This is a genomic window from Allobosea sp. UC22_33 (assembly GCF_042700715.1).
Taxonomy (GTDB): domain Bacteria; phylum Pseudomonadota; class Alphaproteobacteria; order Rhizobiales; family Beijerinckiaceae; genus Allobosea.
Genome location: NZ_CP170556.1, coordinates 3,487,189 through 3,506,006 on the forward strand (window position 1 = coordinate 3,487,189; position 18,818 = coordinate 3,506,006).

Annotated in this window: 18 protein-coding genes; 6 read left to right on the forward strand and 12 right to left on the reverse strand. The window is 68.1% G+C overall.

Going from position 1 to position 18,818, the window contains the following annotated elements; genetic code table 11:
* Nucleotides 1–5 precede the first annotated feature (5 nt).
* From ACFJGT_RS16895 to ACFJGT_RS16930, 8 genes are all read right to left on the reverse strand, one after another.
* The gene (locus tag ACFJGT_RS16895; protein ID WP_377839835.1) at nucleotides 6–650 is read right to left on the reverse strand and encodes a class II aldolase/adducin family protein; all 645 of its coding nucleotides are present in this window, start codon (nucleotides 648–650) and stop codon (nucleotides 6–8) included.
* Nucleotides 647–1,756 carry an S-methyl-5-thioribose-1-phosphate isomerase gene (gene mtnA, locus ACFJGT_RS16900; protein ID WP_377839838.1) on the reverse strand — a complete coding sequence of 370 codons (1,110 nt, stop codon included), beginning with the start codon at nucleotides 1,754–1,756 and terminating at the stop codon, nucleotides 647–649. Before mtnA ends, ACFJGT_RS16895 begins: the two co-directional genes overlap by 4 nt.
* Before the next feature lie 7 nt (nucleotides 1,757–1,763).
* The gene (locus ACFJGT_RS16905) at nucleotides 1,764–2,291 is read right to left on the reverse strand and encodes an adenine phosphoribosyltransferase (protein ID WP_061970256.1); all 528 of its coding nucleotides are present in this window, start codon (nucleotides 2,289–2,291) and stop codon (nucleotides 1,764–1,766) included.
* Nucleotides 2,292–2,362: 71 nt separating this feature from the next.
* Entirely contained in the window at nucleotides 2,363–3,241 is an 879-nt protein-coding gene (locus ACFJGT_RS16910; RefSeq protein WP_377839843.1) for an S-methyl-5'-thioadenosine phosphorylase, read from the reverse strand.
* A 249-nt stretch (nucleotides 3,242–3,490) separates the two neighbouring features.
* The gene (locus tag ACFJGT_RS16915) at nucleotides 3,491–4,372 is read right to left on the reverse strand and encodes a cytochrome c1 (RefSeq protein WP_377839847.1); all 882 of its coding nucleotides are present in this window, start codon (nucleotides 4,370–4,372) and stop codon (nucleotides 3,491–3,493) included.
* Between the two features lie 7 nt (nucleotides 4,373–4,379).
* Nucleotides 4,380–5,660 carry a cytochrome bc complex cytochrome b subunit gene (locus ACFJGT_RS16920; protein WP_377839850.1) on the reverse strand — a complete coding sequence of 427 codons (1,281 nt, stop codon included), beginning with the start codon at nucleotides 5,658–5,660 and terminating at the stop codon, nucleotides 4,380–4,382.
* 52 nt (nucleotides 5,661–5,712) lie between these two features.
* A complete protein-coding gene (petA, locus tag ACFJGT_RS16925; RefSeq protein WP_377839853.1) occupies nucleotides 5,713–6,261 on the reverse strand; it encodes a ubiquinol-cytochrome c reductase iron-sulfur subunit in 549 nt (182 codons plus the stop codon).
* Between the two features lie 191 nt (nucleotides 6,262–6,452).
* On the reverse strand, nucleotides 6,453–8,318 hold the full coding sequence (locus tag ACFJGT_RS16930) for an ABC transporter ATP-binding protein (RefSeq protein WP_377839857.1): 1,866 nt from the start codon (nucleotides 8,316–8,318) through the stop codon (nucleotides 6,453–6,455).
* 660 nt (nucleotides 8,319–8,978) lie between these two features.
* On the opposite strand from ACFJGT_RS16930, the gene ACFJGT_RS16935 reads away from it, so the two are divergent.
* The 3 genes from ACFJGT_RS16935 to hemF all read left to right on the forward strand — a co-directional run bounded on the left by ACFJGT_RS16935 (nucleotide 8,979) and on the right by hemF (nucleotide 11,000).
* Entirely contained in the window at nucleotides 8,979–9,446 is a 468-nt protein-coding gene (locus tag ACFJGT_RS16935) for a hypothetical protein (protein WP_377839861.1), read from the forward strand.
* 152 nt (nucleotides 9,447–9,598) lie between these two features.
* Nucleotides 9,599–10,096 carry a tRNA (cytidine(34)-2'-O)-methyltransferase gene (locus tag ACFJGT_RS16940; protein ID WP_377839864.1) on the forward strand — a complete coding sequence of 166 codons (498 nt, stop codon included), beginning with the start codon at nucleotides 9,599–9,601 and terminating at the stop codon, nucleotides 10,094–10,096.
* A complete protein-coding gene (gene hemF, locus ACFJGT_RS16945; protein ID WP_377839867.1) occupies nucleotides 10,074–11,000 on the forward strand; it encodes an oxygen-dependent coproporphyrinogen oxidase in 927 nt (308 codons plus the stop codon). The genes ACFJGT_RS16940 and hemF overlap by 23 nt, the downstream gene beginning before the upstream one ends.
* Here hemF and ACFJGT_RS16950 read toward each other — a convergent pair.
* The 4 genes from ACFJGT_RS16950 to ACFJGT_RS16965 form a co-directional block, all read right to left on the reverse strand.
* Nucleotides 10,997–12,235 carry a CCA tRNA nucleotidyltransferase gene (locus ACFJGT_RS16950; RefSeq protein ID WP_377839873.1) on the reverse strand — a complete coding sequence of 413 codons (1,239 nt, stop codon included), beginning with the start codon at nucleotides 12,233–12,235 and terminating at the stop codon, nucleotides 10,997–10,999. The two genes, hemF and ACFJGT_RS16950, sit on opposite strands and share 4 nt — an antisense overlap.
* The gene (locus ACFJGT_RS16955; RefSeq protein WP_377839876.1) at nucleotides 12,232–12,489 is read right to left on the reverse strand and encodes a DUF6111 family protein; all 258 of its coding nucleotides are present in this window, start codon (nucleotides 12,487–12,489) and stop codon (nucleotides 12,232–12,234) included. Before ACFJGT_RS16955 ends, ACFJGT_RS16950 begins: the two co-directional genes overlap by 4 nt.
* 98 nt (nucleotides 12,490–12,587) lie before the next feature.
* Nucleotides 12,588–13,241 carry a CoA pyrophosphatase gene (locus ACFJGT_RS16960; protein ID WP_377839880.1) on the reverse strand — a complete coding sequence of 218 codons (654 nt, stop codon included), beginning with the start codon at nucleotides 13,239–13,241 and terminating at the stop codon, nucleotides 12,588–12,590.
* 5 nt (nucleotides 13,242–13,246) lie between these two features.
* Nucleotides 13,247–13,828, reverse strand: coding sequence for a DUF1285 domain-containing protein (locus tag ACFJGT_RS16965; protein WP_377839887.1), 582 nt, complete (start codon nucleotides 13,826–13,828; stop codon nucleotides 13,247–13,249).
* 202 nt (nucleotides 13,829–14,030) lie between these two features.
* Between ACFJGT_RS16965 and ACFJGT_RS16970 the strand changes: the two genes are divergently transcribed.
* Genes ACFJGT_RS16970 through ACFJGT_RS16980 form a run of 3 tightly spaced genes read left to right on the forward strand, consistent with a single transcriptional unit; the run spans nucleotide 14,031 to nucleotide 18,816 of the window.
* A complete protein-coding gene (locus tag ACFJGT_RS16970) occupies nucleotides 14,031–15,053 on the forward strand; it encodes an AAA family ATPase (RefSeq protein ID WP_377839892.1) in 1,023 nt (340 codons plus the stop codon).
* A 4-nt stretch (nucleotides 15,054–15,057) separates the two neighbouring features.
* Nucleotides 15,058–15,975: a DUF58 domain-containing protein gene (locus tag ACFJGT_RS16975; RefSeq protein WP_377839897.1), complete on the forward strand. Its 918-nt coding sequence runs from the start codon at nucleotides 15,058–15,060 to the stop codon at nucleotides 15,973–15,975.
* 12 nt (nucleotides 15,976–15,987) lie between these two features.
* A complete protein-coding gene (locus tag ACFJGT_RS16980; protein ID WP_377839900.1) occupies nucleotides 15,988–18,816 on the forward strand; it encodes a DUF4159 domain-containing protein in 2,829 nt (942 codons plus the stop codon).
* Nucleotides 18,817–18,818 lie beyond the last annotated feature (2 nt).

The window sequence follows — 18,818 nt, forward strand, 5'->3', positions numbered from 1 at the left end:
TCAGATCAACCGACCTTGCCGTAGCCCGCGAATTTGGCGCCGACGCGCTCCATTTCGGCCGCGTCGAGGATCACCGGCTCGATCCCCGCCGCGAGGATGTCGAGATACTGGCCCGCGAGATTTTCAACCTCCGCGACGATGGTATGGGCGCCGGCGAGGGTCTGGCCGAGCGCGATCACGCCGTGATTGGCCAGCAGCACCGCCTTGCGCCCGTCGAGCGCCTTCACGGCATTCTCGGCGAGCTCCGGAGTACCGAAGGTGGCGTATTCGGCGCAGCGCACATCGCCGCCGCCGCAGAGCGCGATCATGTAATGGAAGGCCGGAATGCCGCGCCGCGTGCAGGACAGCGCGGTCGCGCGCGGCGAATGGGTGTGAACGATCGCCTGCGCATCCGGCCGCGCCTTGTAGATCGCGACATGGAAGGGCCATTCCGAGGACGGCTTGCGGCTGCCGCCGAGCGCGGTGCCATCGAGCCCGAGATGGATCAGGTCTTCGGGCTTCGTCTGCGCATAGGGCAGGCCCGACGGCGTGATCAGCAGGCCGTCGCCGAAACGCGCCGAGACATTGCCCGATTTCGAGGGGCAGAATCCCGCCCGGTCGATCGCCTGCGCGACCGAGACGATCTCTTGCCGCAGCCCCGTTTCGGTCATGTCGTGCTCTTGTTCGCCAGATCGGGAAAGAGTTGCGCGAGGCCCTCGGCGCTGGCCGCGCAGACGCCGCGCTCGGTGATGAGCCCCGTGACCAGCCGCGCCGGCGTCACGTCGAAGGCCGGATTCGCCGCGCCGCTGCCCGGCGCGACGACGCGCACGGACCTGACCTCGCCGTCATCGGCGAGCCCGGAAAGATGCGTCACCTCGCGCGCCGCACGCTCCTCGATCGGGATATCGGCGAGGCCGTCGCGGATGCTCCAGTCGATCGTCGGCGACGGCAGCGCGACGTAGAAGGGCACGCCGTTGTCATGGGCGGCGAGCGCCTTGAGATAGGTCCCGATCTTGTTGGCGACGTCGCCGGTCGCCGTCGTCCGGTCGGTGCCGACGATCGCCATGTCGACCTGCCCGTGCTGCATCAGGTGGCCGCCGGCATTGTCCGTGATCACCGTATGCGGCACGCCATGGGAGCCGAGCTCATAGGCCGTCAGCGCCGCGCCCTGGTTGCGGGGCCGGGTCTCGTCGACCCAGACATGGACGGGAATGCCGGCGTCATGCGCGAGGTAGATCGGCGCCAGCGCCGTGCCCCAATCCACCGTGGCGAGCCAGCCGGCATTGCAATGGGTGAGGATGTTGACCGGCGCGCCGGCGGGCTTTCGTGCTGCGATCTCCGCAACCAGCGGCAGGCCGTGCTCGCCGATCGCACGGCACAAGTCGACATCCTCGTCGCAGATCGCCGCAGCTTCCGCATAGGCGGTTTCGGCACGCACCCCCGGAGGTAACGCAGCAAGGACACGACGCATCCGCTCCAGCGCCCAATGCAGATTGACGGCGGTCGGCCGCGTGGCGCCGAGAAGGGTGAGCGCCGCCTGCAAGGCCGCATCCGATGCATCCACCCGCATCGCCAGCGCCACGCCATAGGCAGCGGTTGCACCGATCAGGGGAGCCCCGCGCACGACCATGCTGCGGATCGCATCGGCCGCCTGCTCGGCCGAGCCCAGCGCCACCGTCTCGAAGCGGAAAGGAAGGCGCGTCTGGTCGATCACGACGACGCGCCAGCCATCCTGCGCAAGCCAGATCGTCCGGTAGTGCTGCCCGCTGATCTTCATTCGCCGTTCAATGCCCGCCGAACGAGACCAGCGTGCGCACCGGCACGCCCAGCCGCCGAATCTTGTCCGCGCCACCGAGCTCCGGCAGGTCGACGATGAAACAGGCCGCCACGACCTCGGCCCCGAGCCCTGCGAGCAGGTTGACCGCCGCCTCCGCCGTGCCGCCGGTGGCGATCAGGTCGTCGACCAGCAGGACGCGCTCGCCCGGCTGCACCGCGTCGCGATGGATCTCGATCTCGTCCGTGCCGTATTCGAGCGCATAGGTCGCGCGCAGCGTCTCCAGCGGCAGCTTGCCCTTCTTGCGAACCGGAACGAAGCCGGCCGAAAGCTGGTGCGCGACAGCCCCGCCCAGGATGAAGCCGCGCGCCTCGATTCCCGCGATCTTGGCGATCTTCAGGCCCGCGAAGGGCTGCACCAGCTCGTCGACGGCCCGGCGGAAAGCCCTGGCATCGCCGAGCAGCGTGGTGATGTCGCGAAAGACGATGCCGGGCCGGGGATAGTCGGGAATGGCGCGGATGCTGTCGGCAAGGTTCATGGGCGCAGTCTCGGAAGCCAGGGCGGACGCCTTGGTCGGACGCCGAGCCGGCTTCGTCAAGGGCGCCGTCATCACGCCGCCTTGAGCACGCGCCCGGCGACGGCGTCGAGCTTTGCCAGCAGGGCCGGATCGCGGAAGGCCGGCGCCGTCACGATGGCGTTGTCGAGCGCATTGTGCGAGCCGGCCGGGCATGGCTCGCGCTCCGCCGGGAAATCGGCGGCGAGCCGCGCCACGAGGCGCCGCGCCTTGTCCGCATTCTCGTGGAGCACCGCGATGACCGAGGCGACATCGACCGCGCCATGCAGCTCATGCCAACAGTCGTAGTCGGTCACCATCGCGACGGTCGCATAGGTGATCTCGGCCTCGCGGGCGAGCTTGGCCTCGGGCATCGCCGTCATGCCGATCAGGTCGTAGCCGAGACCGCGATAGGTCATCGATTCCGCATAGGTCGAAAATTGCGGGCCCTCCATCGTGACGAGCGTTCCGCCGCGCACGAAGGGCAGTTCCTCGGCCTGCGCCGCCGCCGCGATCCGCGCCTGCAGGGCGGGGCCGACCGGATGGGCGACGGAGACATGGGCGACGCAGCCGCGGCCGAAGAAGGAATTCTCGCGCCGGCTGGTCCGGTCGACGAACTGGTCGACCAGCACGAACAGGCCGGGATAGAGCTCGGCCTTGTAGGAGCCGCAGGCCGAGAGCGAGACGAGATCGGTTACCCCCGCCCGCTTCATCACGTCGATATTGGCGCGGTAGTTGATCTCGGAAGGCGGAATCGAATGGCCTCGCCCGTGGCGCGGCAGGAACACGATCTTCGTCTGGCCGATCCGGCCGATCCGCAAGACGTCCGAAGGCTCGCCCCAGGGGCTGTCGATGCGCTCCTCGCGCAGGTCGGTCAGGCCCGGCAGATCGTAGATGCCCGATCCGCCGATGATTCCGAGAACGGCTTCGCTCATGGTCGATTCCTTCGAGCATCGAACCGAAAAGCGGAAGCCACTTTTCGGACGGATTCGATGCGACAACACATACGGGCGCGGAAAGGACCATCTTTCGATGACGGTCGCAATACGATGCGATCGTGAAAGCCCGGCCGAAAGACGTGCGGACAGCGCGGGGAACCGTGTGACGGTCACGCCCGCCACCACCGCCTCATAACGAAAAAGGCCCCGTCACCGGGGCCTTTTCCATAACGATACCAGCCTGCCTCAGTGGGCCGGCGAGCCGTCCGGCATGCGCGACCACACCTTCTTCTTGGTGTAGTAGAGCAGGAAGGCGAAGATGGTGAGGAACGCCATCACTTGCATGCCCAGGCGCTTGCGCGCCTCGAGATGCGGCTCCGCCATCCAGACCATGAAGGCGGCGATATCGCGGGCATACTGGTCGACGGTCTCGGGCACCGGCGACTTGCCGTCCGGACCCTTCGGATATTCGACCTGACCATCCGAAATCGGCTTCGGCATCGCGATCAGATGGCCGGGCATGTACTCGTTATAGTTCTGCCCGGGCAGCAGCGCGGGGAAGCCTGCCGGCGGCTCCTTGTAGCCCACGAGCAGGGCGTGGATGTAGTCCGGCCCCTGCTCCTGGTACTGCGTGAAGATATCGAACACGAAGGTCGGGAAGCCACGGGTATAGGTGCGCGCCTTGGCCAGGACCGAGAAGTCCGGCGGATAGGCGCCGCCCTGGGCCGCACGGGCCGCCTGCTCGTTCGGGAACGGCGACGGGAAGCGGTCGGCCGGGCGGCCGGGCCGCTCGAACATCTCGCCGGCCTCGTTCGGGCCGTCCTTGATCTGATAGGTCGCGGCGAGCGCGGCGACCTGTCCGGGCGTGAACTCGGGACCGCCGGGCTGCGACAGGTTGCGGAAGGAGACCAGGCTGGCGCCATGGCAGCTCGCGCAGACTTCCTTGTAGACCTTGAAGCCGCGCTGGAGCTGGGCCCGGTCGAACTTGCCGTTCCAGCCGGAGAAGGACCAGTCCAGAGCCGGCGGCTTGGGGCCGGCTTCGGCGGCCTGCGCGGCCGGCTGGAACAACACCAGCGAAAGGGCAGCCGTGAGCCCGGTCAGGGCGAGACGAAACGAGGTTCTGCTCATGGTTCCGTCAGCCCTTGACGTTCGGTTCGGCAGCGGCGGCAGTCGCGACACGCGCCGCCGATCCGCCCTTGGAAGCGAGCACCGCATCGGCGATCGAGGTCGGCAGCGCCTTCGGCCGCTCGAACAGGCCGACGACGAAGAGCGCGACGAAGAAGCCGAAATACAGCACGGTGAAGATCTGCGAGGCGATGACGTAGCCGCCCTCCGCCGGCATCGCGCCGAGATAGCCCAGGCCGATGCAGACCACGACGAAGGCCCAGAACAGCTGGCGCCCGATCGGACGGTAGCTCATCGACTTGACCTTGGAGGTATCGATCCAGGGCAGGAAGGCCAGCACCACGATGGCCGCGCCCATCGCCATGACGCCGCCGAGCTTGTCGGGAATGGCGCGCAGGATCGCGTAGAACGGCAGGAAGTACCATTCCGGAACGATGTGGGCAGGGGTCGAGGCCGGGTTCGCCGGGATGTAGTTGTCGGCATGGCCCATGAAGTTCGGCTGGTAGAACACGAACCAGGCGAACAGGATCATGAACACGACCATGCCGAAGATGTCCTTCACGGTCGCGTAGGGCGTGAACGGCACGGTGTCCTTGGCGACGTTCTTCACCTCGACGCCGGTCGGGTTGTTCTGGCCGACGACATGCAGCGCCCAGATATGCAGCGCGACGACGCCGAAGATCATGAACGGCAGCAGGTAGTGCAGCGAGAAGAAGCGGTTCAGCGTCGGGTTGTCGACCGAGTAGCCGCCCCACAGGAAGGTGACGATCGTCTCGCCGATCACCGGCAGCGCCGAGAACAGGTTGGTGATGACGGTCGCGCCCCAGAAGGACATCTGGCCCCAGGGCAGCACGTAGCCCATGAACGCCGTCGCCATCATCAGCAGGAAGATGACGACGCCGAGGATCCAGAGCACCTCGCGCGGCGCCTTGTACGAGCCATAATAAAGCCCGCGGAAGATGTGCACGTAGACGGCGATGAAGAACATCGAGGCGCCGTTGGAGTGCAGGTAGCGCAACAGCCAGCCGTAGTTCACGTCGCGCATGATGTGCTCGACCGAGTTGAAGGCGAGCATCGAGTTGGCCGTGTAGTGCATCGCCAGGATGATGCCGGTGACGATCTGCGCCACCAGCATGAACACGAGGATGCCACCGAAGGTCCACAGGTAGTTCAGGTTGCGCGGCACCGGATAGGAGACCGCCGAGTCATGGGCAAGCCGGATGATCGGCAGGCGCGCGTCGAGCCAGCGTTCGATGCCGGTCTTCGGGACGTAGGAACTGTGACCACTCATGAAGAATGCCTCAAGGCTGTCTCATCTTGGCAGGAAAGCGTCGAGCGCATGCTCAGCCGATCTTGATCTTGGTGTCGCCGTTGAAGGCGTAGGGCGGCACCGGCAGGTTGAGCGGCGCCGGGCCCTTGCGGATGCGGCCGGAGGAATCGTAGTGCGAGCCGTGGCAGGGGCAGAACCAGCCGTCGAAATCGCCCTTCGATTCGCCGGGCGCGGTGCCCAGCGGAATGCAGCCGAGATGGGTGCAGTTGCCGAAGACGACGAGGAACTGCTCGTGCCCGGCCTTGGTGCGCTGCTGGTCGGTCTGCGGGTCGCGCAAGGTGGCGACGTCGACGGCAAGCGCCTCGTCGATTTCCTTCTTGGTGCGATGGCGCACGAAGATCGGCTTGCCGCGCCAGAACAGCTTGATCGCCTGACCCTCGGCGATGGGCGCGAGGTCGACGTCGACAGGCGCGCCGGCTGCGACCGTCTGCGCGTCGGGCGCGAGCTGGCTGATCAGCGGAACGACGAGCGCGCCGACGCCGACGGCGCCGAATGCGCCGGTGGCGAGCATCATGAAATCGCGGCGGGTAGTTCCGGTCGATGTATCGGTCGCGTGCGCCACGATCCAATCCTCTTACACGTCTTGCGAGCTGGAACAGCTCGAAATTGTCGCCTGTCGCCCTCATAGGGGCGCGCCGCGGCCCCCGCAATGCGGCGGTGCGTCACCTTCGGCTCTTTGACATGCAGATTGGACGAAGTCTACTGTCGCGAACGCCCCGGCCATGCATGGCGCACAGTCCGTCGGCGACGACGTCAGACCGCGAGCTTTTCCGGATCGGCGGCGGCGAGGAAACCGCCCGATTGGCGCGCCCAGAGCCGGGCGTAGAGCCCGCCCCGCGCGATCAGCTCGTCATGGCTGCCGATATCCGCGATCCGGCCCTGGTCGAGCACAATCAATCGATCGAGCGCGGCGATGGTCGAGAGCCGGTGCGCGATCGCGATCACGGTCTTGCCCTGCATCAACGCCGCGAGCTGCTGCTGGATCGCCGCCTCGACCTCCGAATCGAGCGCCGACGTCGCCTCGTCGAGGATCAGGATCGGCGCGTCCTTGAGCAGCACGCGGGCGATGGCGATGCGCTGGCGCTGCCCACCCGACAGCTTCACGCCGCGCTCGCCGACACGCGAATCGAAGCCCTGGCGCCCGTCCTGATCGCCGAGACCGAGGATGAAGCCATGCGCCTCGGCCTGCTCGGCCGCGCGCGCGATCTCGGCCTGGCTGGCACCCATCCGGCCATAGGCGATATTGTCGCCGATCGAGCGGTGCAGCAGCGAATTGTCCTGAGTCACCATGCCGATCTGCGCCCGCAGGCTGTCCTGCGTGACATGGGCGATGTCCTGCCCGTCGATCAGGATGCGCCCGCTTTCGAGCGGATAGAGCCGCAGCAGCAGGTTCACCAGGGTCGACTTGCCGGCCCCCGACGGACCGACCAGCCCGATCCGCTCGCCGGGCTTGATCTGGAGATTGAGCCCTTCGAACAAGCCCTGCGTCCGGCCGTAATTGAAGCGGATCTTTTCGAAGCTGATCGCGCCCTTGTCGACGACGAGCGGCACCGCGCCTGGCGCATCGGGCAGGTCGTGCGGCTTGGCGATCGTCTCCATGCTCTCCTGCACCGAGCCGATATTCTCGAAGATGCCGCGCACCAGATGGATCAGCCAGCCCGACATCTGCACCAGTCGCAGCACGAGCCCGATCGCGGCGGCGACCGCGCCCGGCGTCATCTCGCCCTGGCTCCAGAGCAGCAGCGCGAGCCAGGCCGTGGCGACGACGAGCAGGCTGTTCATCGTCTGCAGGATGACGCTGACGCCCGTGATCAGGCGCGACAGGTTGAGGAAGGAAGCGTTCCAGCGCGACAACGAGTCGCGCACCGCCGAGCGCTCCGCATCGGCCCGCGCGAACAGCTTCACCGTCAGGATGTTCGTATAGGAATCGACGATGCGCCCGGTCGTGGTCGAGCGCCCCAGCGAATTCGCCTCCGAGCGCTGCTTCGCCCGCGGCACGAAATAGATCAGCAGCGCGACATAGGCTCCGAGCCAGAGGATCACCGGCAGCGCTAGCCAAGGGCTCGTCTTGCCGAAGAAACCGATCGCCACGGTCGCGAAGATCAGCGCGTACCAGAGATCGTCGATGACCTCGATCGTCGCGCCACGAATCGATTGCCCGGCCTGGAGGACGCGAGCCGACAGGCGTCCGGCGAAATCGTTCTGGAAATAGCCTAGCGCATGGCCGAGCGTGTAGACATGGTTGCGCCAGCGGATCTGGTTGGTGATCTGCGGCACCACGACCTGGTCGACGATGGCGTGGTTGGCGAAATAGATCAGCGGCCGGACGACCACGAGCAGGAAGGCGGCACCTGCCAGCAGCCAGCCATGATCGCGGAAGATCGTCTCCGGCGACTGCGTCGAGAGCAGATCCACGAACCAGCCGACCATCAGGTACATCGCCGCTTCGATGCCGCTGAAGCCAAGACCCGTCAGCATGATCAGGGCCATCCAGCCCTTCACACCCCTGATGTGGTGCCACATGAAAGGCCAGACGCCGCGCGGCGGCGTCTCCTGCTCGTCGAAGGGAGCAAAGACGTCGATTCGGCTTTCGAGCCAACGGAAGAGCGGAGCGAACATGCCTGCTTCGCTAGCGGGAATGAGGGGACGGAACAAACGACAATTCGGGATACCGGCTTTCTCCATGCCACCCCTTGTCAGGAGCAGCCGGGCAGGTGTCACCGCAGACGCAGCTAGGCGCCTCCGGTGGCGGCATTAGGGCAGAGGCCAAGTGTCCGCTCGCTTGAGAGCGGGAGCGAGGGACAAAGATAGAATAATCATAAAATCATCGCGGCGTCGTATAGCGGTTGATATCCTTCGCAGTCATTCCAGAGGAACCCGCAAGCAACAGACTCTGTTCTCGGCAACATAGACTAACCCGCCAAGGAGAGAGCCATGCGGCTACAAATACTCGGCGCGTTGAGCGCCTGCACACTTCTCGCTGCTTGCAACAGCGCTGCTGAATATACCGCATTCGATGGATGTGACGGCCTGCGCGGCAGCGCCAAGAGCAAGTGCCTGAAGCTCGCGGCAACCTACAGCCCCACGGTGAGCAACCGCGGTGCGAACGGCTCGCGTAATGTCGCGAGCAACAATCCCGGGAATCCGGGAAACCCGGGAAACCCGGGAAACCCAGGAAATCCGGGGAACCCCGGGACCCCAGGCAACCCGAACAATCCCGGCAATCCTGGAGGTCCCGGCGGCAATAGCCCGGGCGGCCTCCTGGGCCTCGCCCTCGGCTTGGGCGCCAATGCAGGCGGCATCGGGGCCAATGCCGGTGCAGGCGCCGGAGTCGGCAACGGTGGGCTCGCGGCAGGAGCCGGGGCCAATGTCGGCGCTGGTAACGGCGGGGTTGGCGCAGGGGCCGGCGTCGGCGCCGGAGGCGGCGGCATCGGTGCCGGGTTGGGTGCCGGTGCCGGCAACGCAAATGGCGGCCTCGGCGCCGCGGCAGGAGCGAATGTCGGCAATGGCGGCATAGGCGCCGGAGCCGGCGCCGGTCTCGGCAACTCGTCGGGCGGCGTCGGAGCAGCGGCCGGAGTCGGCGCTGGCAGCGGCGGCATTGGAGCCGGCCTCGGCGCCGGGCTCGGTAGTGCCGCCGGCGGGCTTGGTGCGGCGGTCGGTGCTGGCCTCAACGGAGACGGCCTCGGCGTCGGCGCCGGTGTCGGCAATGGCTCGGGCGGCGTCGGAGTCGGCGTCGGCATCAACTGAGCCTGCAAGGATCCGCGCAAACGAACCGGGAGGGTGCTGCGGCGACCGCCGAAGGCCTCTCCCGGTTCAACGCGGCTGGCGTTCGAAGGAAGCAATGCCGCAGCCAAATCCGAGGCTTGACGCATCCCGACCCGACCCGCCATCACCGGTTCATGCTTCGCCTCGCACTTTTCCAGCCGGACATCCCTCAGAACGCGGGCACGATGATCCGCATGGCGGCCTGCCTCGGCATCGCCGTCGACATCGTCGAACCCGCCGCCTTCGACGTCTCGGACCGGCATTTCCGCCGCTCCGGCATGGATTATCTTGAGCGCGCCGCTGTCCGGCGCCATGATTCCTTCGCCGCCTTCGACGGTTGGCGCAAGGCAGAAGGCCATCGCCTGATCCTGGCCGAGACCGACGGCGCCATACCCCTGCCCGATTTCGTTTTTCAGCCCGGCGACATCATCCTGGTCGGGCGGGAATCGGCCGGCGTGACCGCCGAGGTGCACGCCGCCGCCGAGACCAGCCTCCATATTCCGATGCGCCCGAATTTGCGCTCGCTCAATGTCGCGCTGGCGGCTGCGATGGTAATGGGCGAGGCATTGCGACAGACAGGCGGCTTTCCGGGCCGCGATGGAACAGACGATGACCACCTCGAAACCCGCTGAAGCCCCGCCCGCCGATCCCGCCGTCGTCGAAGCGCTGAAACCCCGCGCCGCCGCCTGGTTCGAGAGCCTGCGCGACCGCATCTGCGCTGCCTTCGAGGCGGTCGAGGACGAGGCTGCCGGCCCATTCCCGCCTGAAACGAACGAGCCCGGGCGCTTCGTCCGCACGCCCTGGCAGCGCACCAACCATGACGGCGCGCCCGGTGGCGGCGGCGTCATGTCGATCATGAAGGGCCGCGTCTTCGAGAAGGTCGGCGTCCACGTCTCGACGGTGCATGGCACCTTCCACCCGGATTTCGCGGGGCAGATTCCCGGCTCGGCGCAGGATCCGCGCTTCCACGCCACCGGCATCTCGTTGATCGCCCATCCCTGGAACCCGCACGCCCCGACCGTGCACATGAACACGCGGCTCGTCGTCACGACCAAGCCGTGGTTCGGCGGCGGCGCCGACCTGACACCGGTTCTGAACGCGCGCCGAAGCCAGGATGATCCGGATGCGCAGGCTTTCCACGCCGCAATGCGCGCGCCCTGCGACAATTTCCCGGCCGTGGCGGATTACCCGCGCTTCAAGACCTGGTGCGACGAGTATTTCTTCCTGAAGCACCGCAACGAGCCGCGCGGCATCGGCGGCATCTTCTACGACTACATCTGGACCGGCGATGTCGAAGCCGATTTCGCCTTCACCCAGGCCGTCGGCGAGGCCTTCCTCGGCAGCTATCCCGAGATCCTGCGCCGCAATCTCGGCAAGCCCTGGAGCGAGGCCGAGCGGCACGAGCAGCAGGTCCGCCGCGGCCGCTATGTCGAGTTCAACCTGTTCTACGACCGCGGCACGATCTTCGGCCTGAAGACCGGCGGCAATGTCGATTCCATCCTGTCCTCGATGCCGCCGACGGTGCGCTGGCCCTAGGCCTCTACTTGCTTGATCGCAGCGTCGAGCAACGCGAACTGGGCTTCAGCCAAAGCCGGGCAACCGGCTTCGATCCAGCTCCGCCGGGCCGCCGTAAGTGCCTGCCCCACGCTCGGTCCGGGCGCGATACCGCGCCCGATGACATCCTTCCCCGTCGGCAGGAAGGGCGGCGTTTTGCCGAGTTCGGCGATGAGGCGCTGCACCTCGCTCCTGTCTTCGCTTCCAGCCGACGCGTTGAGCAGGATGAGCCCCGCAGCCGCCGCCTCGTTCCCGACGCCATAGGCAACGTGACGCAGCGCCGCGATGGCAGGCAGGCCAGCCCGCCCGCCCAAGGCTTCGAGCACCTGTGCGATCCGATCGATCCGGTCGAACTCCTCGTTCGAAAGCCGCAAGCCTTCGCGCAGGCGCAATGCATCCTCGCCCACTGAAACCGCCAGCGCCGCCAACCGGAAAGCCGGATGGACGCCCACGCCGTCATCTCCTGCGATCGCGGCGAAGCGCGAGAGATGCGGCACGCCGCCGATCACCGGCATGATGAGCCCGGCGCCGGCCATTGCGCTGATCGTGGCCGCGACGCGGGGCGCAACGAGAAGCTTCAGCAATTCCGCCCGGACCCGCTCGCGCGATAATCCAGCGAGCCCCTCGCGGCCGGCGATACAGGCGCTCAAGCCCTCGGCATCGGGCGCGCCGTTTCCATAGCGGGCATGGAAGCGGAAGAAGCGGAGGATGCGCAGATAATCCTCGCGGATGCGCGCGGCGGCGTCGCCGATGAAGCGCACGCGCCGCTGCGCCAAGTCGTCGAGTCCGCCGCAGTAATCATGCAGCGTGCCGTCACGGCCAAGCCCGAGCGCATTGATGGTAAAGTCGCGCCGCAGCGCGTCGGCCACGAAATCGCGGCCGAATACGACCTTGGCGCGGCGCCCATCCGTCTCGACGTCCCGCCGGAGCGTCGTCACCTCGAAGCTCGTCCCCTCGGCTACGAGCGTCACCGTGCCGTGCTCGATTCCGGTCGGCACGGCCTTGAACCCGGCCGCCCGCCCGCGCCGGATCGTCTCCTCCGGGAGCGCAGTCGTGGCGAGATCGACATCGCTCGCGGGCTCCCCGATAAGGAGATTGCGTACCGCTCCCCCGACGACACGCGTTTCCTCGCCGTCACCGTCGAGAGCGTGCAACAGCCGCGCCAGAACCGGCTGAGCCAGGAAGCGCGCGATCTCGCCGGCGCGTTCCACGATCATTTGAAGCGGCCAGGCACCAGCACCCCGTTCTCCATATGCGGAGGATCGTAGGCGCCCTTGCTGCGGGGCGCGATGAAGCCGCCATAGATCAGCACGGCGATGGCCAGCACGAACCCCACGACCGCCAGGCGGAAGATATGCGGGCTCCAGTGCTCGACATCGAAGGGATTGCGCCTGTTGATGACGAGATAGGCTGCGAAGATGCAGAAGGGCAGGACGAAGAGCAGAACCTCTTCGATGATCGCGCGCAGCATCGCTTCGTTATTCCCGGGCGCGGGGTCCGCGCAGACTCAGTTTACATCGCCGCATCGGATTCGTCCGAAAAGTGCATTCCACGTTTCGGTCCGATGCTCTAGCCCGCCAGCCGCTCGTAGAGATTGCGGATCATGCCGGCGGTTGCGCCCCAGATATAGCGACCCTCGAACGGCATCGCATAGTAGGTGCGGAAATGCCCCTTCCACTCGATGCCCTCGCGCTTGTGGTTGGCGGGATCGAGCAGGAAGGAAAGCGGCGTCTCGAAGGCCTCGTCGACCTCGTTGGGGTTGATCGTCAGCGAGAAGGGCGGCTCGATCAGCGCCACCACCGGCACGATCCGGTAGCCGGTGCCGGTGAGATAGGCGTCGAGGAAGCCGAGCGTACGGATATGCGACCGCGACAGGCCGATCTCTTCCTCGGTCTCGCGCAGCGCCGTGACCACCGGCGAACCATCGACCGCATCGACCCGCCCGCCCGGAAAGGCAACCTGCGCCGAATGGTTGCGGAGCGCCGCGGCGCGCTGCGTCAGCAGCACGGTCGGCCCCTGCGGACGCGGCACGATGCCGATCAGAACAGCCGCCGGCACGGCGCGCTTCTCATCGGGGATCGGCACGGATGCCGACTGATGCTCATGATCGCCGCGCGGCCGGCTGATGACATCGCCCAGCATGGGCGGCTCGGCCCGCAACCGTTCACGCGCCAGCGCCGCAAAACCCTCGCTGCTCAGATTGAGGGCGGTTTCCGATCTCATCAACGCTAGGTGCCCTCGATCTCGCTCGCCGGCAGAGCCGGATAGAACTGTCCTGCGGCCGCAACCCCGAACATCGCCTCGCCTTCGACATCCTGCACTTCGCCGAGCGCCAGCAGGTCGTAGGTCAGCGCTCGCGTCAGCCGGGCCCAAAGGCCGCGCCGGACGTGGACATAAGGCGTCAGCCCGTCCTGCGCAGCCCGCGCGAAACGCAAGGCGTGGTCCGGCCCGACGCAGACGAGATCGTCGACCTGAGTCCGGAACGCGATCGTTCGGCTGCCGCCTTCGCCGTCGACCTGCATCTCGACCGCCTGGAACGGCGCATCATCGACGGTGATCCCGACCTTCTCGACCGGGGTCACGAGAAAGTAATCGTCGCCCTCGCGCTTCAGCACCGAGGAGAACAGCTTCACCAGCGCCGGCCGGCCGATTGGCGTCCCCATGTAGAACCAGGTGCCGTCAGTGGCGATGCGCATGTCGAGATCGCCGCAAAAGGGCGGGTTCCAGCGCTCCACGGGCGGCAGCCCGCGCGCCTTGCCGCCGCCGAGCGAAGCCATCAATCGCTCCATCGCCTGGCCCGGTCCCGTCATCTCGCCCTCCCCGGCCACCGGCTGCGGCATTCTGCTTGCATCGCGTTTCCGCCTTGAACTCCACATAATCGTGAAGCCGAGTTGATGTGTACCATTCCATTCGGCGCTTGAGCCGCCGTGATGGCCCGTCCACACTGAACGGCCGAACGCATCGACGGTTCGCAGGACGGCGCAACGGCCCGTGACAGTGAAGGAGACCGACATGGCGGCGCAAGCCCGGGCAAACGAGAGCACTTCGCCGATCGACCTCGACACAGGCATCGTCGAGGCGGCCGAGGCCGCGCTCAGTGCCATCGGCGCGGCGCGCAAGGAGATCGGCCAGGTCATCTTCGGCCAGCAGAAGGTCGTCGATCTCTCGCTGGTGACGCTGCTTTCGGGCGGCCACGGCCTGCTCGTCGGCGTGCCCGGCCTCGCCAAGACCAAGCTCGTCGAGGCGATGGGCACCGTGCTCGGCCTCGCGGCGCGGCGCGTTCAGTTCACGCCGGACCTGATGCCGTCGGACATCCTCGGCTCCGAGGTTCTCGACGAATCGAGCGACGGCAAGCGGCATTTCCGCTTCATCAAGGGCCCGGTCTTCGCCCAGCTGCTGATGGCGGACGAGATCAACCGCGCCTCGCCGCGCACCCAGTCGGCCCTGCTTCAGGCGATGCAGGAGCACCATGTCACGGTCGCCGGCGAACGCTACGACCTGCCCGCCCCCTTCCATGTGCTGGCGACCCAGAATCCGATCGAGCAGGAAGGCACCTACCCCCTGCCGGAAGCCCAGCTCGACCGCTTCCTGCTCGAGATCGACGTCGGCTATCCCGACCGCGAGGCCGAGCGCCGCATCCTGCTCGAGACGACCGGCGCCGCCGAATACAAGCCGTCAGCGGCGATGACTTCGGAAACGCTGATGTCGATCCAGCGCCTCGTCCGGCGGCTGCCGGTCGGCGACGCCGTGGTCGAGGCGATCCTCGATCTCGTCCGCTCCGCCCGTCCGGGCGAGGGCGAGGCCTCGGTCACCGACAAGCTCTCCTGGGGTCCAGGCCCGCGCGCCAGCCAATCGCTGACGCTGGCCGTGCGTGCGCGAGCCCTGGTCGAAGGCCGGCTCGCCCCCTCTGTCGACGACGTCGCGGCGCTCGCCATCCCCGTCCTGAAGCACCGCGTCGCCCTGACTTTCGCCGCCCGCGCCGATGGCGAGACGGTCGAGGGCCTGATCGGCAAGCTCGTGGAACGGCTGGGATAGGCCGATGCTGCGCACGCGCGTCTTGGGTCCGAGCGAAAGGCGGCCATCGCGGCCGGTCCTCACCGAGTCGCTCGACCTCGCCGCGCGCCTGCCGCGCCTGATCCTGGAGGCGCGCCGCGTCTCGGCGAGCATTCACGGCATTCACGGCCGCCGCCGCTCCGGACCGGGCGAGACCTTCTGGCAGTACCGCCCGCTGGTCGCCGGCGAATCGGCCTCGCGCATCGATTGGCGCCGCTCCGCCCGCGACGGCCATCTCTTCGTCCGCGAGCGCGAATGGGAAGCCTCGCACTCGATCTGGCTCTGGATCGACCGCTCGCCTTCGATGGGCTTCGCCTCCTCGCTGGCCATGGCCTCGAAGCTCGACCGCGCATTGGTCGCCGGCTTCGCGCTGGCCGAGACGATGGTCGAAGGCGGCGAGCGCGTCGGCCATCTCGGCCTGACGCGGGCGCTGGCCTCGCGCCGCATCGTTGAGATGCTTGCGCAGGCGATCCTCGCGGACGAACGCAACGCCGCCTCCGACCTGCCGCCCGAAGCCCCGCTGCCGCGCTTGGCAGACGCCATCATCATCACCGACGGGCTCTCGCCCGCTTCCGCTCTCGCCCAGCGCATCGCCACGCTGGCCTCGTCGGGCGCGCGCGGCCATGTCCTGCTGATCGCCGATCCGATCGAGGAGACCTTCCCCTTCAGCGGGCAGGCCGAGCTTTTCGACCTGGAGGACGGGCTGACCCTGCGCGTCGGCGATGCCGGCGCCTGGGGCGATGAGTATCGCCAGCGCCTCGCCGCTCATCGCGAGGCCATCGCGGAAGCCTGCCGCAAGGCCGGCTGGACCCTGACGCTGCATCGCACCGACCGGCCGGCCAGCGAAGCGGTGCTGCGCATCGCGAGCCTCGTCGCCGCCTCGCGCAGCGCCTCGGGCTTCTGAGGGGAAACGCCGATGCTCAGCGCCCTGCCCTTCAGCTTCTCCGCCCCGCTCGCGCTCGCTGCGCTCGCCTTGCTGCCGGCGCTCTGGCTGATCCTGCGCGTCACGCCGCCGCGCCCGCGCCGCATCGATTTCCCACCGCTGAAGATCATGGCGGACCTGATCGCCAAGCGCGAGACGCCGGCCCATACGCCGTGGTGGCTGCTGGCGATACGCATGGCGGTGGCCGCGCTCGCCATCCTCGCCGTCGCCGGCCCGGTCTGGAATCCCGTCCGCGATGCCGCGCCCTCGCGCGGCCCCGTCCTGCTCCTGATCGACAATGGCTTCGGCGCGGCACCCGACTGGTCCGAACGCATCGCGGTCGCCGAATCGCGCATCGCTGCCGCGACCCGCGAAGGCCGCCCGGTCGCCGTGGTCGGGCTCGCCGAAGCCCCGGCCGCGATCGCGTTGGCCGAGCCGCGCATCGCGCTCGATCGTTTGCGCGCGCTCCCGCTCCAGCCGCATGCGCCGGACCGCGCCGCCCATCTCCCGCGCATCGAAGCGTTCCTGCAGGGTTCTCCCGCCGCCGAGATCGTCTGGGTCGCCGATGGGCTCGCCGTCTCCGACGACGGCAGCTTCCTCGCGCGCCTGAAGCAGGATGCGGAGGCACGCCGCCTTGCTGTTCATGCCACGCCGGTAGCACAGCTCGCCCTCTCCGCCCCCGAAAACCTGGCGGGCGCCCTGACCGTCAAGGTGCTGCGCCCGACGGCGAGCGCGCCCGCGACGGGCCAGGTCCGCGCGCTCGATCTCAAGGGCCTGCCGCTGGGCAATGCACCCTTCATCTTCGAGGGCAGCAACCTCGAAACCACCGCGCGCCTGACCTTGCCGATCGAGGTGCGCAACGCCGTCTCGCGGCTGGAGATCGCCGGCGAGCGCAGCGCCGGCGCCGTGGCGCTGCTCGACGACCGGGCCAAGCGCCGCCGCATCGGCCTCGTCTCCGGCGCGACCGCCGACACCGCGCAGCCCTTGCTGTCGCCGACCTATTACCTCTCCCGCGCCCTCCAGCCCTTCGCCGAAATCCGCGAGCCGCGGCAGGGCTCGACCGACCCGATCGGCGACATGCTGGCGCAGAATCTCTCGGTCCTGGTCCTCGCCGATATCGGCGCGCTCGATCGCGAGACGGCCGAGAAGGTCACGAGCTTCGTCGAGCGCGGCGGCGTGCTGCTGCGCTTCGCCGGCGCCCGTCTCGCCGCAGCCTCTGACGACCTGACGCCGGTGCGCCTGCGCCGCGGCGGCCGCACGCTCGGCGGCGGCCTGTCCTGGGAGAGCCCGCGCAAGCTCGCGCCCTTCACCCGCGAGAGCCCCTTCTTCGGCCTGACCATCGGCGACGACATCCGCGTCAGCCGCCAGATCCTGGCCGAACCGGAACCGAACCTCTCGCGCAAGACCTGGGCCGCGCTGGAGGATGGGACGCCGGTCGTCACGGCCGAGCGGCGCGGCGACGGCCTCATCGCCATGGTCCATGTCACCGCCGACACCACCTGGTCGAATCTCCCGCTCTCGGGCCTTTTCGTCGACATGCTCCGCAAGATCGTCAATCTCGCCGGCAATGGCCCCGTTGCCGCTGAAACACAGGGCGAGGAGACGAAGGTCGAGACCCTATCGCCGGCCCGCGTCCTCGACGGCATCGGTCAGTTCCGCTCGGCGCCGGCCACGGCCCAGCCGGTGGCCCGCAACTATGCCGGCCGCGCGACGCTCGCCCATCCGCCCGGCCTCTACGGCCCGATCGACGGCTCGCTCGCCGTCAACGCTCTGACGCCGACCGACACGCTCGCGGCGCTCGACCTCGCGAGCCTCGGCGTCGCCGTGCTGCCTATCGATGAGCCGGTGGCGCGCGACATCCGCCCGCTGCTTCTCGTCCTCGCGCTGCTCCTGCTCGTCATCGACACCTTGGCGACGCTCTGGCTCGGCGGGCGCTTGAATGTCGCCCGTCTACGCAGGGCTGCCGCGCCGGCCGCGATCCTGATCGCGCTCGGAGCCTCATTCGCGCTGAAGCCCGATTACGTCCGCGCGCAGCAGCCGGCACCAGCCCCACAGGCCGACACTCGTCCGCCGATCCCACGCTCCCTGCTCGCGAATGGCGCGCAGACACGGCTCGCCTATGTCGTAACCGGCGACAAGCCCGTCGACGACATGTCCAAGGCCGGGCTCCTCGGTCTCAACACGGTGCTCGGCGCCCGCACGGCACTCGAGCCGGGCGAACCCGTGGGCGTCAGCGTCGAGCGCGACGAGCTCGCCTTCTTCCCGGTGCTCTATTGGCCGATCGTCGCCGGCCGGCCGCTGCCCTCGGCCGAGACGCTGCGCAAGCTCGAAGCCTATATGAAGGGCGGCGGACTCGTGATCTTCGACACCCGCGACGCGATGAGCGCGCGGCCGGGCGGCGGCACCACGCCCGAAGGCGACCAGCTCAAGCGCATGCTGCAGACGCTCGACATTCCCGAGCTGGAGCCGCTGCCGCGCGACCACGTCCTGACCAAGACCTTCTACATCCTCGACGAGCTCGTCGGCCGCTACGACACCGGCACGACCTGGGTCGAGACCCTGCCGCCGGCCGACAGCGACGGGCGCCGCCCGGCCCGCGCCGGCGACAATGTTTCGCCGATCATCATCACCGCCAACGACCTTGCGGCCGCCTGGGCGATCGATCGCCGTGGCGAAGGGCTGGTGCCGCTCTCCGGCGGCGATCCGCGCCAGCGCGAGATGGCGCTGCGCGCCGGCGTCAACCTCGTGATGTATGCGCTCACCGGCAACTACAAGGCTGATCAGGTCCATGTCCCGGCCCTGCTCGAGCGGTTGGGACAATAGCC